We start from the raw sequence: 15563 nt of genomic DNA, 5'->3' as shown, positions 1-15563 counted from the left end.
ACCCCTGTGAACCTGCTGCCCCAGACCTACCTGCTGGGCCTGGTCGGCCTGCTCGCCATCGCCGCGGTGGTGGTCGGCAGGCAATTGCTGCGTGTGCGTCGTGACGAATCACGGCTGCAGCAGTTGGAACAATCCGGCACGGCCAAGTCTCGCCAGGCTGCCGATCTCTACGAGCTGGGCTCCGTGCAGTTGCGCAAACGGCTGTATCCCCAGGCCACAGCCACGCTGAAACAGGCGTTGAAACGTCTGGGTGATGAACCCGATGAAGCTCGGGCTGTGATCGAAAATGCCCTGGGCTTTGCCTTAGCTGCCCAGAAGAACTACGAGGAAGCCAGCAAGCACTACAAGCTTGCTCTCAAGGCCAAGCCGAATTACCCGGTGGCCTTAAACAACCTGGGATATGCCCAGGACAAACTTCTCAAATCAGAAGAGGCGTTGACGCTCTACCGGCGCACCCTGGAGATCGAACCCGAGAACCAGACGGCGAAGCGGGCCGTCAAAAAGCTTGAGAAACGGGTCTGATCGATTAACGATCAACCAGTCGTCACCAGAGCGGTTGAACGGGCACAGACGTCTCTGCCTGGCAGCTGCTCATGAGAGCGAGGCGGCCACCAAAACCGGTGCTGGGGTCAGCGGTATTGATCAAACGAGGTGACTGCCAGCCGGTGGGACTGAACCCCTGAAGACCAAGAAACAGACCGCCGGGCTCGAGACCAGCAATCAAAGGATCGCCGAGGGGTATCAGATCCAGTTGGTCCGACTTGGCATGGAGATTGCCCTGAACCGGAGTGGTCATTGACCCAATGGTCATGCTGCCGCGCAGGTCCACCATCTGACCCATGGCCGTCACAGCGGTCAACTCCAGGGTCACATCAACGGTAGGATTACCACTATAGGGCTTGAACGTGCCGCACCAGGTGCGGGGAAGCCTGGATGCCAACTCAGCGGCCCTTGCCACAGGGTCAAAGTTTTCCACCTCGCCGTCTTCAATCTCCAGGGGGATCGCCAGCTGAATCGGGTCCAGCGGCAGCTGAGGGTTGCTCTGGAACGGCACCTGACTGCCGACCGGAAGATCCATGGCGAGCAGGACAGGCATGAAGCACGAGAGATGATGGGGTCAAGGTAGGCCTTTTTGCTCAGACGCGTCATGGTTCCCAACCCACCCAGCTCCCCGGCCCAGGGCGATGACCTGATCATCGGCGGCCGCCGCTTCCACAGCCGGCTGTTCACCGGAACCGGGAAGTACCCCTCCATGGAGCTGATGCAACAGAGCATCGAGCGGTCTGCCTGCGAGATGGTCACCGTGGCGGTTCGCCGTGTGCAGGCCGAAGCGGCCGGCCACGCTGGATTGATGGAAGCCATCGACTGGACACGCATCTGGATGTTGCCCAACACCGCAGGCTGCACCAACGCCGAGGAGGCCGTGCGGGTGGCCAGGCTTGGCCGTGAACTCGCGAAGCTGGCTGGTCAGGAGGACAACACCTTTGTGAAGCTGGAGGTGATCCCCGACAGCCGTCATCTGCTGCCGGATCCGATCGGCACTCTCCAGGCAGCCGAGCAACTGGTGAAGGAAGGCTTCACCGTGTTGCCCTACATCAATGCCGATCCCTTGCTGGCAAAGCACCTCGAGGACGCCGGTTGCGCCACGGTGATGCCCCTCGGTTCACCAATCGGCTCAGGCCAGGGATTGAACAATGCCGCCAACATCGCCTTGATCATCGAAAACGCCTCAGTACCGGTGGTTGTCGATGCCGGCATCGGTGTGCCCAGCGAAGCGGCTCAGGCCCTGGAGATGGGTGCCGACGCTGTGCTGGTGAACAGTGCGATCGCGCTAGCCCGAGACCCTGCAGCCATGGCCGAGGCCATGGGTCAGGCCGTGATCGCTGGACGAACTGCCTTCAGCGCCGGCCGGCTTCCCCGCCGCGAGGAGGCCTCCGCCAGTTCCCCCACTACCGGCCTGGTCAGCAGCTGATTCGGTGAAGAGACATGAAGTGACATGAAGCCTGCGACACATTGACGGTCGATGAGCAATTGGACCCATAACGTCCGTCCAGTCGCATCAGTCCCATGCAGGTCACCACGGAAGACGGCGGACGCCTCAATGCTTTCGCCAAGGAGCCCCGCATGGAGGTGATGGACCTGGAGACCAGCCGCAGCCGCGGTCGCAGCTCTCTTCTAATGGCGGTCGGTGGTGTTGTGCTCGTGGCTGGCCTGATGGCAGTCACCGTTGCCATCAGCTGAACCGCAGTCCACGAAAATCCCTGTAGTAGCTTGCCTGGAATGAGCGTTCCGCTCTTTCCAGCAGGAGTTTGGGGTGAAAGTTCTCGTTCTCGGCGGTGACGGCTTCTGCGGCTGGCCCTGTGCGGTGAACCTGGCGGATCAGGGCCATGACGTGCTGATCGTGGACAACCTCAGCCGCCGCAAGATCGACATCGATCTGGAGGTGGAGTCGCTGACGCCGATCGTCAGCATCGGTGAGCGGCTGAAGGCCTGGGAGGAGATCGGCGGCAAGCCGATGCGCTTCGTTCATATGGATATCGCCCACGAATATCAGCGGCTGCTGGATCTGCTACTGGAGGAGAAGCCGAATTCGATTGTTCATTTCGCCGAACAGCGGGCCGCGCCCTATTCGATGAAAAGCAGCGCCACCAAGCGCTACACCGTCGACAACAACGTCAACGGCACCCACAACCTGCTGGCCGCCATCGTGGAAAGCGGGCAGGACATCCATGTGGTGCATCTGGGCACCATGGGTGTCTATGGCTACGGCTCCCACCGCGGTGCCACCATCCCCGAGGGCTACCTCAAGGTGGAAGTTCCCCAGCCAGACGGCAGCCGTTTCGAGGAGGAAATCCTCCACCCCGCCAGCCCGGGCAGCGTATATCACATGACCAAGACGCTGGATCAGCTGCTCTTCCTTTACTACAACAAGAACGACAAGGTCCGAATCACAGATCTGCATCAGGGCATCGTTTGGGGCACCAACACCGACGCCACCGATCGCGACCCACGCCTGACCAACCGCTTCGATTACGACGGCGACTACGGCACGGTGCTGAACCGCTTCCTGATGCAAGCCGCCATCGGTTACCCCCTCACGGTGCATGGCACCGGCGGCCAGACCCGCGCCTTCATTCACATCCGCGATTCGGTGCGGTGCGTCCAGTTGGCTCTGGAGAATCCCCCTACCCAGGGCGAACGGGTGAAGATCTTCAACCAGATGACGGAAAGCCACCAGGTGGGCGAACTGGCCAAGAAGGTGGCCGCCCTCACCGGTGCGCAGGTGAACAACCTGCCCAATCCCCGCAACGAGGCCGTCGAAAACGACCTGATCGTGGACAACCGCTGCTTCATCGAGCTGGGTCTCAATCCCACCACTCTTGATGACGGACTGTTGAAGGAAGTGGTGGAAATCGCCACCAAGTTCGCCGACCGCTGCGACCGCAACCGCATCCTCTGCACCTCTGCCTGGACCAAGACCCAGGCACAAGCCATCGGCACCGCCTCCTGATCCGGTTCAGCCCGTGAAAATCGCCTTCTTCACCGAAACCTTCCTGCCGAAGGTGGATGGCATCGTCACCCGCCTCACCAAAACGGTGAGGCATCTGGTGGAGGCCGGTGATGAGGTGATCGTTTTCTGTCCGGAGGGTTGTCCGGATGAGTACATGGGTGCCCGGTTGATCGGCGTGCCCGCCATGCCTCTCCCCCTCTATCCCGAGCTCAAGCTGGCCTTGCCACGGCCCGCCGTCTCCGAAGCGATCGACAGCTTTCAACCGGACCTGATCCACGTCGTCAACCCCGCCGTGCTGGGCCTGGGGGGCATCTGGCTGGCGAAAAGCAAATCGATCCCGCTGATCGCCAGCTACCACACCCACCTGCCGAAGTACCTCGAGCACTACGGCATGGGCATGCTCGAACCCTTGCTGTGGGAATTGCTCAAGGCCGCCCACAACCAGGCACTGCTCAACCTCTGCACCTCCACCGCCATGGTGCAGGAACTGAGCGACAAAGGCATCCAGAACACTGACCTGTGGCAGCGGGGCGTCGACACCGACCTGTTCCGCCCCGAACTGCGTTCCGACGCGATGCGGGCGCGACTCCTGGGGGGCCAGGACGACCGTGGGGCCCTGTTGTTGTATGTGGGCCGGCTGTCTGCCGAGAAACAGATCGAACGGATCCGTCCGGTACTGGAAGCCCTGCCCCACGCCCGCTTGGCGTTGGTGGGCGACGGTCCGCATCGCCAACAACTGCAAAAGCATTTTGAGGGCACTGCCACCACCTTCGTGGGCTATCTGGCCGGCGAAGAACTCGCCGGCGCCTATGCCAGCGGAGATGCCTTCCTGTTCCCCTCGAGCACAGAAACCCTCGGCCTGGTGCTGCTGGAGGCCATGGCCGCCGGCTGCCCTGTGGTGGGCGCCAACCGCGGTGGCATTCCCGACATCATCACCGACGGTGTGAATGGCTGCCTCTATGAACCGGATGGAGCCGATGGCGGTGCCGCCAGCCTGATCAAAGCCAGCCAACGCCTGCTGGGTGACGCCGCCGAGCGCCAGAGCCTGCGCAGTGCCGCTCGCTCCGAAGCGGAACGCTGGGGCTGGGCTGGAGCCACAGAACAGCTCCGTGGCTATTACCGGCAAGTGCTGGAGCGGGAGCTCAGCGCGGCGGCCTGACCGTCACTCCTGACGGGTTCGGTTCCATTCCGCTAGGACCGCTTTGGCCATCGGCAGGGCATGCACGGATCCACCGCCAGGGGTGTTCTGGGCGAAAGCGACCACAACAATCTCACCATTGGGGTACGGGGCATAGGACCCAAACCAGGCATGGTCCGGACCGCCGGTGCTGTCCTCCGCGGTGCCGGTCTTGCCGGCTGCCGTTGGAATGCCTGGTCCGTTGAGTCCAAACCCCGTTCCCGCCGACACCACCTTGCGCAACCCCGCTCGGATCGTGGCCAACGTGGACGCTTTCATCGGCACCTTGCCGCGGTGATCAGCATCCAGCCAGTCGGTTGTTCCCTGGGCCAGATGCGGTGTCACCAACCAACCGCCATTGGCAAACACGGCGTAGGCACGGGCCAACTGCAACGGCGTGATCTGCACCACGGACTGACCGATCGACGCACTGGCCATGTCCTCAGGAATCCAGGGAACCGTCCCCGGTTCCGCCCAGCCACGACCCGCCGCGGCCCAGGTCTCATCGCCCACCAATCCGACACTTTCCTCCCAGCCGATCTCGATGCCGGTTTTCTGTTGAAAGCCCAGCTGATCAGCCGCCCGTTTCAGCGCCTTGGACCCGGCACCGACTCCCACTTGATAGAAAAAGGTATTGCTGGAGAAACGCAGGGCATCGGCATACCCGATATGGCCGAATCCCACACCGTTGTGATCGGGGAAGCAATGGCCGCCGTAGGTGATGCAAGCCGTGGTGTGCAACTTGGTGTCCGACGGGAACTTGCCTGATTCCATCCCGGCCATCGCCGTGACCGGCTTCCAGGTGCTGCCGGGGTCGTAGGGGTTCATCGCCCTGGACAGCAATGGCTTCTTTGGATTGGAAAAAAGCGCGTCGTATTCCTTCTGTGTGGTGATCAGCTTGGAGAAGAAATTGGGGTCAAACCCCGGTTTGCTCGCCAGCGCCAAAATGGCTCCATCCTTGGGATCAAGGGCCACCACCGCCCCACCGGGCTTGTCCGCCAGCGCTGTTTCCGCCGCCTGCTGCAGATCGAGATCCAACGTGAGGGTGAGGTCCTGCCCCGCCACGGACGGGCGATCACCCAGATTCCGCTGCACCTCCCCCATCGCGTTCACCTCCAGCATCTGACCGCCCCACTTGCCGCGCAGATGGGACTCGTAGGCCGCTTCCACCCCCGTCCGTCCGATGCGGTCGCGGATTCTGTAGCCCCGTTCGGCAAGGGTTTCGTACTCCGATTCCGTGATCGGCTGGGTGTATCCCAGGGCATGGGCAGCCAGAGTGCCATGGGGGTAGTGGCGCAGGATGTCCACATCCACCTGGGCCCCCTTGAGACCACGCGCTTGCTCGCGGAAGCGCAGCACCTGCTCTGGGCGTAGATCCAGGGCCAGGGTGGTGCGATAGCCATCCCGATCCGGTCCGCGCTGACGTTCCTGATCCAGCTTGGCGGGGTCGAGGTTCAGCAGCCGCGCCAGACGATCCCTTAGATCCGGCCAGTCCGCGTCTCCCACGAGCCGTGGCTCGAGATACAGCGAGTAGCTGAGTCGGCTGGTGGCCAGCACCCGTCCCTTGCGGTCCAGCAAACGTCCACGGATCGGCGACCGCGGCACCAGACGGATGCGGTTCTCATCGGCCAGTTCCCGATAGCGCGCCCCCTCCAGCAACTGCATCCACACCAGGCGACTCACCATGGCGCCGCAGAACAGCAGCACCACCAGCAACAGCACCAACGGTTGCTGACGTAGGCCGGTCTGCCGCTGCTGGATCAATCCCGCCACAGTTCAGTCGGCCTGGAGCTGAGCCTTCAGGGCTGCCAGGCGTTGATCAATGCGCTGCAAGGTGACCAACAACTCCTCCCGCTCATCTTCGGGCTCCTCCACCGACACCACCACGGGCATCACAGGATTACCCAGTCCAGGGCTAACGGCATCAAGCTGTTCGCGCACACTGCGGGCCGTGGGCTCTCCCTCCTGGCGCAGATCATCCAACGGGTCTGCGGACCCCGTCGTGAAGGCCTCCACCACCTTCGATGGCCCCCCCTGACGGGCCCGCTCCACCACCGCCAAACCCACAGGCAAAATCTCCTGCATCAACGACAGACGTAGTTGGTCGAGGGGATTGTCCGAGCCGGATTCGGCGGCCATGGGGCCTATTCAGCGAACCCCAGTCTGTACTGACGGCAGGGTGAGTGTCGGGCAGGCCGACGGACTGGCACCAAGTGACCAACCACCAACCGCGCTGAGCACCATCAGCATCACCATCGGCACCAGAGCCTTGTGGGTGGTGTCCATGGCGATCCACTCCCGCCAGGCCTGCCAGGTGCGGTTGCGCTCGAAACGGCGATGTTCACGGACCTCCTCGCGGCTGCGGCGACGCAGCGCTTTATCCACCCAGCGCTCGAAGGCCTTCTTCTTAGTAATCGTCATCTTGCGCTCCACCTCGAGCATCTGGCCGGACCCCAGCTCGGGGTGGAAGGTGCTGATCAGGTCCAGGCTCTTAAGGAACATCTCCACCGCACCGTCATGGACAGCGGTCTGGTGGTCATCCAACTCACCCCAATCCAGTTCGGGATAGAAGCGACGGCGGTTGGCGGTGATCTGATCCTCCGTCAACTGGCCCGGTTCCCGCAGCCAGCGGTCGGTGTTGCTGTCGAACCGTCTCCAGTACAGGAATGGGTTCAGGTAGACGGTGCGCCCACCCAGCTGAATGCTGTCCTGCTGCAAACGCCGTTGCAGCTGCAGGTCCTGCGGTTGGGTCGCCGTCACATCAAGGAAGCCGGTGGCCCAAGGTATCGACCCCGGACCACTGGATCCAGCCCTATTCCCACTCGATCGTGCCCGGCGGTTTGCTGGTGATATCCAACACCACCCGGTTCACCCCCTTCACCTCATTCACGATGCGATTGGAGATGGTTTCCATCAGGTCGTAAGGCAACCGTGACCAATCGGCGGTCATACCGTCTTCGCTGGAGACGCAGCGCAGCACAATCGGCCAGGCATAGGTCCGCTTGTCCCCCATCACCCCCACCGAGCGGACGGGCAGCAACACGGCGAAGGCCTGCCAGATCTCGTGATAGAGCCCTGCCTCGCGGATTTCCTCCCGCACGATCAGGTCGGCATCCCGAAGGCAGTTGAGCTTCTCGTCGGTGACCTCCCCCAGGATGCGGATCGCCAAGCCAGGGCCGGGGAAGGGATGGCGGCGGACGATCTCCTCCGGCAGGCCCAAGGCACGCCCCACCTTGCGCACCTCGTCCTTGAACAACTTGCGCAGCGGTTCCACCAGCTTGAACTGCAGATCCTTGGGCAATCCGCCCACGTTGTGGTGGCTCTTGATCTTCACCGCCACCCTCTCACCGGTCTTGGGATCGACGTTGGTACCGGCGCTCTCGATCACATCCGGATAGAGGGTTCCCTGCGCCAGGTAATCGAACGGTCCAAGGCGCTTGCTCTCCTCTTCGAACACACGAATAAATTCCGTGCCGATGATCTTGCGCTTCTCCTCCGGATCGGTGATGCCCTTCAGCTTGCCGATGAAACGTTGGCGGGCATTGATGTACTCAACATTGATGTTGAACTTCCGATCGAAGAAGTCCATCAGGAACTCCGGCTCCCCTTTCCGCATAAAGCCCTGATCGATGAACATGCAGGTGAGCTGATCACCAATGGCTTTCTTCAGTAGGAAAGCAAGGGTTGAAGAATCCACGCCACCGGACAAGGCCAGCAGGACCCGCTTCTCGCCCACCTGCTCCCGGACCACTGCGACGGCCTCATCTATGAAGGCGCTGGTGGTCCAGTCCGGCTCACAGCCACAGATGTGGTAGACGAAATTGCGGATCAGGGCCATGCCGCAGGTGGAGTGCACCACCTCGGGGTGGAACTGCACGCCGTAGAGGCGACGCTGTAGATGAGCAACCGCGGCTTCCGGGGTGTTGGCGGTGTGCGCCAGGCGAACAAATCCCTCGGGCAGGGACTTCACCGAGTCGCCATGGCTCATCCACATCGTGGATCCACCGGTGACGTTGGTGAGCAGATCGGTGGGATCGTCCACCTCCAGCGGTGCCTTGCCGTATTCGGCCTTGCCGCTGGCGGCTTCCACCACACCCCCCAGCTGCTGAACCATCAGCTGCATGCCGTAGCAGACCCCCAGCACCGGGATGCCCAGCTCCCAGATCGCCGGATCACAGAGTGGCGCGTGCTCGGCGTACACCGAACTGGGACCGCCGCTGAGGATGATCCCCTTCGGCTGCATTGCCCGCAACTCCTCCGCTGAGGTGCTGTAGCCGAGCACCACCGAAAACACCTCGGTTTCGCGCACGCGGCGGGCGATCAACTCCGAGTACTGGGAGCCGAAATCAAGGATGACGATGGCCGGCTGACGCTGACCGTCGGACGAAGGCTGGGACATCGCTCCTGAAAGGTTTCTCTCGCTCGCAGTCGAGCGTCAATCCTTCAGCGTAAAGAAGCGCTCTTCCGCCATCGGCCCACGCCAGCGCAGCGTCCTGCTCCGGTCAAACAGAACAGCCGCAATGCGCAAGGGCCAATCGCCATAGCGGGCGATGTAAGCCTGGCTGCGCTGTTCCACCGTCGCCGCCAGCAACCGCCCCAGATCCGTCGCCGTTTCAGGATTCAGGCGTTGGAATGCATCCTCCACCGATGCTGCGGAACGCAGTTGACGCAGCTCTTCGAGGCTGAGGCCTGCGTCGAGCCCCAGTGCCGTCAGCACTTCCAACCGGCCGTCTGCCAGGTGGTGGTGGGTGTGAAAGATGCCACCAGCCAGTTTGATCAATTTGCCGTGGTAACCCAGCAGCAACAGATCCTTCACACCGGCTTCCGCAGCAGCCACAAGCACCGGTCCAAGCCAGTTGCCCACCTTCAGCAATGGCGATAGCCCCGCCCGTCGCGCCAGATCCAGACCGTTTTCACCGATCACCAGCGCCACAGACCCTCCGAAGCCCGGATCGGCCACCAGAGCCCGAAGCGCACGAAGCACCTGCTGCAACTGCTCCGGTGCCGCGCTCTGCTGCACCTCCGCCTGGGTTCCGATCAGTGCCAAACCATCCACCACACCGAAGGCGGCATTGCTGGTGCGCTCCGCCAGGCTGCGACCGCAGGGCAGCACCGGTTCCACCACCAGGCCGCGCCCGGGAGGCAGCAACGGCAGCAGGGTGCATTCCAGCAGCTCTCGGGCATAAGTCGACAGGCAGGCATCTCCGCCGGGACCAAACCGTCCGACCCCCTCACCGGGCATCAGCACAAGGCCTTGATCCGCACTGGGGGTCCAGGCGACGCGCACCCAGATCTCCAGATCACGGGTGAGGTCCAACCCTGGGCCAGGATCACAGCGGCTGATGGCCAGAGCCTGGTCGTCGCTCAACCGAGCCGCCGAACGCACCGTCACCAGCAGAGGCTCACCACCATCGGGCTGCAACACCTGCTGCTTTGGCTCAAACGGGTTCCCCAACAACGCCTGCAGGGCTGCCCGCGCCGCTGAGGCCACCCACACCGGCAAGGTGAGGCCACCGGACGTACCGCTTGAAGCAGAAGGTGCGATGGGACATGAGACGCTGTTTTCTAGACTGGCCGATTGGCTCCCTCCACGCCGTGCAGGACAAGCTCACCCTGATGATTCCGGGCCCGACCCCGGTGCCCGAGTCAGTGCTCAAGGCCATGGGGCGCCACCCGATCGGCCACCGCAGTGGTGAGTTCCAGGCCGTTGTTCAACGCACCACGGAACAGCTGAAGTGGCTGCACCAGACCCAGGGTGATGTGCTGGTGATCACCGCCAGCGGCACCGCCGCCATGGAAGCCGGCATCATCAACACCCTCAGTCGCGGCGACAAGGTGCTCTGCGGCGACAACGGCAAATTCGGTGAGCGCTGGGTGAAGGTTGCGCGCGCCTACGGCCTGGAGGTGGAGGTGATCCAAGCCGAGTGGGGCCAACCCCTCGACACGGAAGCCTTCCGCCTGGCCCTGGAAGCCGACAGCGCCAAGGCGATCAAAGCAGTGATCCTCACCCATTCCGAGACGTCCACCGGAGTCATTAACGACCTGGAGACCATCGCCCGCCATGTGAAGGCCCACGGCACCGCCCTGACCATCGCGGACTGCGTCACCAGCCTCGGGGCCACCGATGTACCCATGGACGCCTGGGGCGTGGATGTGGTGGCCTCCGGATCCCAGAAGGGCTACATGCTTCCACCCGGCCTCAGCTTTGTGGCCATGGGCGAACGGGCCTGGCAGGCCTATGAACGCTCGGATCTGCCGAAGTTCTATCTGGATCTGGGCCCATACCGAAAAACCGCCGCCAAGAACAGCAACCCCTTCACGCCGGCGGTCAATCTCTATTTCGGCCTGGAAGCTGCTTTGGAGATGATGCAGAAAGAGAGCCTGGAAGCAATCTTTGCCCGTCATGCTCGCCACCGGTCAGCCGCCCAGGCGGGCATGAAAGCGATCGGGCTGCCGTTGTTTGCGGCTGAAGGCCACGGCAGTCCAGCCATCACCGCTGTAGCTCCCGATGGCATCGATGCCGAGCAATTGCGTAAAGCCGTGAAGGAGCGCTTCGACATCCTCCTCGCCGGCGGTCAGGATCACCTGAAGGGCAAAGTGTTCCGCATCGGCCACCTTGGTTATGTCTGCGATCGCGATGTCTTGACCGCCGTGTCCGCCATTGAAGCCACGCTTCAGTCGTTGGGTTTACAAAGCGGCAGCATGGGAGCAGGCGTCGCAGCAGCAGCAGCAGCGCTCAGCTGAAACAGAAGACGGCGAGAGTGATCTTGCCAGTTTGCGGGTGTAATTCAGTGGTAGAATGTCAGCTTCCAAAGCTGAACGTCGCCTGTTCGAATCCGGTCACCCGCTTGATCATCAAAAACTCAGCCACGGGGTTTGATGAGCTGCAAAACCTGCGGTCCACTGCCTTGTGCGCGACGCTCCTGATCAAGAGCTTTCAGGATTAACGACCCTGCTTCCGAATATTGACCAACTTCAGCTATGAGCTTGGCTTTATTAAATAAGCTCTGAGCAGCTTGTGAATACGCTTCACGCTGATCAGACAGTGATTCAGTCTTCGAAGACGAGAGCATCAATATCAGCAGTGAACAATATTCCTGTAATCTAACTGGCAAATTTTCAACTTTCCACTGATCGCTTGTCAGGTTCCCGGCTCTTCAGCATTGCCGCCAAGGTCTGCAATTCGATCACGGAGGGTGGAACAGCGCGACATATCGCCTCGTGCCTCAGCAATTGCCAAAGCAAACTCAAGTTTCTCAAGCTGGTGACCACCTTCAATGAATCCCGAACGGGAGGACCCGACGGACATGCTGTGAAGCGTGGTGGTGGAATGGGTCACGGTGCAAGCACCTGAGGCAGGGATGGTGGGGGCCATAGTTGCCTTTCTTTTTATTTTGGCACCTCCTGCCACCCCTATGCGGCCATGTCACCGTGGTGGTGATGGACGTGGTGATCATGCGCCTCATCTCTGAGGTCTGAAGGGTGCAGCGCGAGTGAAGAATCCAGCGTGTCCGTGGATTGCAACAACTGGCGGGTTTCCTGCAGCAGCTGCTCGATGCCATCGAGTGTGGCCAGCTCCTCGTCCGGCACCTCATGCACGGACTGAAACTGCTGACGCACCTGAAGCTCCAACGCTTCCTGGCGTTGCTCCAATTTCACCAAACGCTGGGTGATGGCGGTGATGGTCTGAGCTAGGTCTTCAGCGGTGCGCGTGATCCTGAACGACACAGATGAGGTCATGGCCGGGGACAACACTGCGCCGATGACAACACAGGAACGTCGGTGGCTCAAGATCAAGGAATCCCACGCCACCGCATCCGATGCCCCCTCTGGCAACGCTGCTGCTTTACACGCTGGCCGGCACGACGGTGGGGTTGCTGGCGCTGCTGAGCGGGATTCCCGCCGCGCCTCTGGCCGGTGCGCTCCTGGGCGCTGGTCTGCTGAGCATGAGCGGCAGCCTGGAGCAGGCCTCCTGGCCATCAGGAACCCGCACAGCCCTGGAAATCGGAATCGGCACCGTGATCGGAACCGGCCTCAGCCGAACCTCCCTTGATCAATTGCAGACGCTATGGCGGCCTGCGCTGCTGATCACACTCACCCTGGTACTCACCGGCATCGTGGTGGGCCTGTGGAGCAGCCGCCTGCTGGGGATCGATCCCGTCATCGCTCTTCTGGGAGCTGCCCCTGGCGGCATCAGTGGCATGAGTCTGGTGGGGGCGGAATTCGGCGTCGGCGCAGCCGTGGCTGCACTGCATGCGGTGCGCCTGATCACCGTTCTGCTGGTCTTGCCGCTGGTGGTCCGACTGTTCAGCTCTGGACAGTGACCATGCCATCGATACCTTGAGATCAACTCAGCCACGGTGTCCTTTCATGCCCCGCTCCATCGCCCATCGGATTCTGTGCAGCGCCGGCGTGATCGTCGGATTGCTGGGTGGATCCAGCGCAGTATGGGCAGGCACCGACAACGAACAAAAGGGTGCCCAGGTGTATTGCTTCATGCGCAGCAGCGGCAATGCCCATGACGTGAGCTGGAACGCCGCCTACGCCCTGATCAAGCGGCAGAGCAGCGGCCTGTTCAAGACATCACCGGAACATGCCTCTGTGATGATCACCGAAGCTGTGGTCAAGGACCCCGGCACGTTCCCTGACTGCGGTCAGTTCCTCGGCGATCTATTCGGCGGGGCAACCACCGCCACTGCAGCAAGCCTTGGCAGCACATCAACGGCAACCCAGACCGACACCTCCGTCAGCAGCGATGGTTACGCCGCCAGCGAGGCCGAGCGTTACAGCTACTGAACACCGCTGGCGTCCTCACCTCGCACTGGCCCTTGGTCTGCTGCTGATCAGCGGCTGTCAGAGCGCACCGCAACCAACGCCTGACTCGACCCTGGCCACCAGCAGCTGCCTGGAGGACCTTGCATCCAATCAGCTGCATTCAGCACTTCAACGCTGCAACGGCAGCGTTGAAGCATTCCGGGATCAACCGGAACCCTGGCGGGATCGCTCGCTGGTGCAGACCCTGCTCGGTCAGCACGACCAGGCCTGCCGTGATGTGGAACAGGCCATCGCTCTCATGGATGACCGCGCGGATCCGATGCTCCGCCATGAACTCACGGTGCGTCAGGACACCTGCAAACAACGCCGCACCATCAACGGCAAGGATTGACGGTCGAGCGTCAAACGACGGGGACCCAACAGGATCTCAATCCGTTCCGCCTTGCTGGCTACCAAACCATCCACAAGCTGATCCGCCGGCCCCAGCTGCAACCAGTGACAGGTGAGCACCTCATCTGCCATCCCCAGGCGATGACAGCGGTCTTCGGCCTGCGCCACATCACCCGGCGTCCAGGGGCGCTCCAGCAACACCACATGCCTGGCGCGGTGCAGGGTGAATCCAAGAGCCCCGGTACCAAAAGTCGCCAGCAGCAGATCCTCTCCCCCCTGCTGAAAGCGATCCACCGCCTGCTGCCGCTCACCCGGCCGTTGACGACCGGTGAGCAGGGCTCCACCCAACCGCTGCTGCAACAACTGCAGCGGTTCCACAAATCCGCTGAACAGCACCACCGCCTCGCCGGCTTGCAACAGCGTTCGCAGGAGGGATTCCGCCCCAGGGAGCTTGAACTCGGCTGCAACCCGGCGCAGTGCGGTCAGCACCGCCAACGGTTCCGCATCGGACCGCACCTCACCCTTGAGGGCTCTACGCCGAAAGTCGTCCACCACCAGATCAATGCGATGGTCGAACCCAAGAGATTCGGCATCTGACAACGCAATGGTGTGCTCACGGCGTTGCTTGGGCGGCAGCTCCAGCACCTGAGCCTTGCGGCGATGGAGGATCAGTGGTCGTGTGAGACGGCGTAATTCTTCGAGCTGGGTGGCACCACTGGCCTGCCAACGCCGTTGCCCCCGCTGCTCACGCCAATGCCCCTGGCAATACCGCTCCTCAAACTGGCGTTGATCCCTGGCAATCGGATGGTCCATCGCAGCAAGCAAGGGATAGAGCTGAGCCGGACGACCGTTTTTCATCGGTGTGCCCGTGAGCATCCAGATCGCTCGTAGCCGGGGGTGACGCGCCAGCCGCAATAGGGCTGCCGTGCGGTTCGCCTGCAGGGATTGGGCGAAATGCGCCTCATCCACCACCAACAGCGTTCCAGCCGGTGGAAGCTCAGCAGGCAACCGCGCCCAGCTCACCAACTCCGGCTGGAGATCCACCGTCTCCGCTTCCCGTCGCCAATGGGCATGCAGCCCCACCGGCGCCACCACCATCACTCTCAGCTCAGCGCAGCGGACCATGGCTCTGACCGCCAGCAGTGCCGTCAACGTTTTGCCAAGCCCCATCTCATCGGCAAGAACAGCTCCGCGTCTCGCCAGCAGCCAACGGGCTCCACTGCGTTGATGGGGGAGTGGCCGCCGGCCATCCCGCAACGCCATCGTCAGATCGGCGGCCGCCACCAGATCACGGTGGGGAGGCAATGGCGGCAAGGGGTGGTGACACCACTCCAGCCATTGCTGCAGTTGAGGGGTGACAGGAAATCGCGTCGCAAAACCCTGGATCAATGCTTCAGCTGCCGCCAGAGGAAACTCCCAGCCCCTGGACGGCCCCATCCAACGACCACGGGGCCGGATCCGCCGCAATTGCGCCTGGGTGACGGCGTCAAACGGACAGACCACACGGATGAGTCCGGCAGCCGAGAGGTCAAGCCCGCAGGAGAGCGATCCGGAATCGGAAATCCAATCCCCCACAAACCATCATTTTAGTTTGGCTAAGGTGGAACACAAGGGCTCGCAAAAATCTTCAACTCTTTGGCCAAAGATCGCCAAAAATGCAGCCTTCGACACATTGACGGCCGGCACTTCCGAGGCAAACTTTGTTCAACC

At 62.2% G+C, this 15563-nt stretch carries 18 protein-coding genes, 1 tRNA gene and 1 pseudogene; 10 read left to right on the top strand and 10 right to left on the bottom strand.

Annotated features, from left to right (window positions below):
- Positions 1-6 precede the first annotated feature (6 nt).
- The gene (locus SynA1524_RS00260) at positions 7-522 is read left to right on the top strand and encodes a tetratricopeptide repeat protein (protein ID WP_186498450.1); all 516 of its coding nucleotides are present in this window, start codon (positions 7-9) and stop codon (positions 520-522) included.
- A 22-nt stretch (positions 523-544) separates the two neighbouring features.
- Here SynA1524_RS00260 and SynA1524_RS00255 read toward each other — a convergent pair whose 3' ends face one another.
- Entirely contained in the window at positions 545-1096 is a 552-nt protein-coding gene (locus SynA1524_RS00255) for a hypothetical protein (RefSeq protein WP_186498449.1), read from the bottom strand.
- A 51-nt stretch (positions 1097-1147) separates the two neighbouring features.
- Between SynA1524_RS00255 and SynA1524_RS00250 the strand changes: the two genes are divergently transcribed.
- The 4 genes from SynA1524_RS00250 to SynA1524_RS00235 all read left to right on the top strand — a co-directional run bounded on the left by SynA1524_RS00250 (position 1148) and on the right by SynA1524_RS00235 (position 4670).
- A complete protein-coding gene (locus tag SynA1524_RS00250; RefSeq protein ID WP_186498448.1) occupies positions 1148-1972 on the top strand; it encodes a thiazole synthase in 825 nt (274 codons plus the stop codon).
- A gap of 95 nt (positions 1973-2067) precedes the next feature.
- Positions 2068-2241: a photosystem II assembly protein Psb34 gene (gene psb34, locus SynA1524_RS00245; protein WP_186498447.1), complete on the top strand. Its 174-nt coding sequence runs from the start codon at positions 2068-2070 to the stop codon at positions 2239-2241.
- A 73-nt stretch (positions 2242-2314) separates the two neighbouring features.
- On the top strand, positions 2315-3511 hold the full coding sequence (locus SynA1524_RS00240) for an NAD-dependent epimerase/dehydratase family protein (RefSeq protein ID WP_186498446.1): 1197 nt from the start codon (positions 2315-2317) through the stop codon (positions 3509-3511).
- A 13-nt stretch (positions 3512-3524) separates the two neighbouring features.
- Positions 3525-4670: a glycosyltransferase family 4 protein gene (locus tag SynA1524_RS00235; RefSeq protein WP_186498445.1), complete on the top strand. Its 1146-nt coding sequence runs from the start codon at positions 3525-3527 to the stop codon at positions 4668-4670.
- 3 nt (positions 4671-4673) lie between these two features.
- Here the strand turns inward: SynA1524_RS00235 and mrdA are convergent, their stop codons facing one another.
- The 5 genes from mrdA to cbiD are packed head-to-tail and all read right to left on the bottom strand — an operon-like array spanning position 4674 to position 10233.
- Positions 4674-6461: a penicillin-binding protein 2 gene (gene mrdA / locus SynA1524_RS00230; RefSeq protein WP_186498444.1), complete on the bottom strand. Its 1788-nt coding sequence runs from the start codon at positions 6459-6461 to the stop codon at positions 4674-4676.
- Between the two features lie 3 nt (positions 6462-6464).
- The gene (locus SynA1524_RS00225) at positions 6465-6827 is read right to left on the bottom strand and encodes a hypothetical protein (protein WP_186498443.1); all 363 of its coding nucleotides are present in this window, start codon (positions 6825-6827) and stop codon (positions 6465-6467) included.
- Between the two features lie 9 nt (positions 6828-6836).
- Positions 6837-7448, bottom strand: a complete 612-nt coding sequence (locus SynA1524_RS00220) for a DUF8672 family protein (protein ID WP_186498442.1) — start codon at positions 7446-7448, stop codon at positions 6837-6839.
- 52 nt (positions 7449-7500) lie between these two features.
- On the bottom strand, positions 7501-9087 hold the full coding sequence (gene guaA / locus SynA1524_RS00215) for a glutamine-hydrolyzing GMP synthase (protein WP_186498441.1): 1587 nt from the start codon (positions 9085-9087) through the stop codon (positions 7501-7503).
- Between the two features lie 36 nt (positions 9088-9123).
- Positions 9124-10233 (bottom strand): cobalt-precorrin-5B (C(1))-methyltransferase CbiD, encoded by a 1110-nt coding sequence (gene cbiD, locus SynA1524_RS00210; RefSeq protein WP_186499416.1) that lies wholly within the window; start codon positions 10231-10233, stop codon positions 9124-9126.
- Between the two features lie 50 nt (positions 10234-10283).
- Between cbiD and SynA1524_RS00205 the strand changes: the two genes are divergently transcribed.
- Together SynA1524_RS00205 and SynA1524_RS00200 are read left to right on the top strand one after the other, a co-directional pair.
- Positions 10284-11432, top strand: a complete 1149-nt coding sequence (locus tag SynA1524_RS00205; RefSeq protein ID WP_186498440.1) for a pyridoxal-phosphate-dependent aminotransferase family protein — start codon at positions 10284-10286, stop codon at positions 11430-11432.
- Positions 11433-11465: 33 nt separating this feature from the next.
- A tRNA-Trp gene (locus SynA1524_RS00200) sits at positions 11466-11537 on the top strand.
- Positions 11538-11551: 14 nt separating this feature from the next.
- Here SynA1524_RS00200 and SynA1524_RS00195 read toward each other — a convergent pair.
- From SynA1524_RS00195 to SynA1524_RS00185, 3 genes are all read right to left on the bottom strand, one after another.
- Entirely contained in the window at positions 11552-11761 is a 210-nt protein-coding gene (locus SynA1524_RS00195; protein WP_186498439.1) for a hypothetical protein, read from the bottom strand.
- A gap of 68 nt (positions 11762-11829) precedes the next feature.
- Positions 11830-12063: a DUF8683 family protein gene (locus SynA1524_RS00190; protein ID WP_186498438.1), complete on the bottom strand. Its 234-nt coding sequence runs from the start codon at positions 12061-12063 to the stop codon at positions 11830-11832.
- A gap of 38 nt (positions 12064-12101) precedes the next feature.
- Positions 12102-12428, bottom strand: a complete 327-nt coding sequence (locus tag SynA1524_RS00185; protein WP_286188608.1) for a chemotaxis protein — start codon at positions 12426-12428, stop codon at positions 12102-12104.
- A gap of 71 nt (positions 12429-12499) precedes the next feature.
- Between SynA1524_RS00185 and SynA1524_RS00180 the strand changes: the two are divergent.
- The 3 genes and pseudogenes from SynA1524_RS00180 to SynA1524_RS00170 form a co-directional block, all read left to right on the top strand.
- Positions 12500-13012: pseudogene (locus SynA1524_RS00180) on the top strand (AbrB family transcriptional regulator); the annotation flags it as partial.
- Between the two features lie 46 nt (positions 13013-13058).
- The gene (locus tag SynA1524_RS00175) at positions 13059-13484 is read left to right on the top strand and encodes a DUF6554 family protein (RefSeq protein ID WP_186498436.1); all 426 of its coding nucleotides are present in this window, start codon (positions 13059-13061) and stop codon (positions 13482-13484) included.
- Positions 13444-13854: a tetratricopeptide repeat protein gene (locus SynA1524_RS00170; RefSeq protein WP_286188607.1), complete on the top strand. Its 411-nt coding sequence runs from the start codon at positions 13444-13446 to the stop codon at positions 13852-13854. Before SynA1524_RS00175 ends, SynA1524_RS00170 begins: the two co-directional genes overlap by 41 nt.
- On the opposite strand, the gene SynA1524_RS00165 is transcribed toward SynA1524_RS00170, so the two are convergent.
- The gene (locus SynA1524_RS00165) at positions 13809-15428 is read right to left on the bottom strand and encodes a DEAD/DEAH box helicase (RefSeq protein ID WP_186498435.1); all 1620 of its coding nucleotides are present in this window, start codon (positions 15426-15428) and stop codon (positions 13809-13811) included. The genes SynA1524_RS00170 and SynA1524_RS00165 overlap by 46 nt on opposite strands.
- Between the last annotated feature and the right edge of the window lie 135 nt (positions 15429-15563).

The organism is Synechococcus sp. A15-24, from assembly GCF_014280195.1.
Taxonomy (GTDB): Bacteria; Cyanobacteriota; Cyanobacteriia; order PCC-6307; family Cyanobiaceae; genus Parasynechococcus.
Note: the sequence above shows the minus strand (reverse complement) of the source record. Positions and strands in the feature narration are given on the sequence as shown.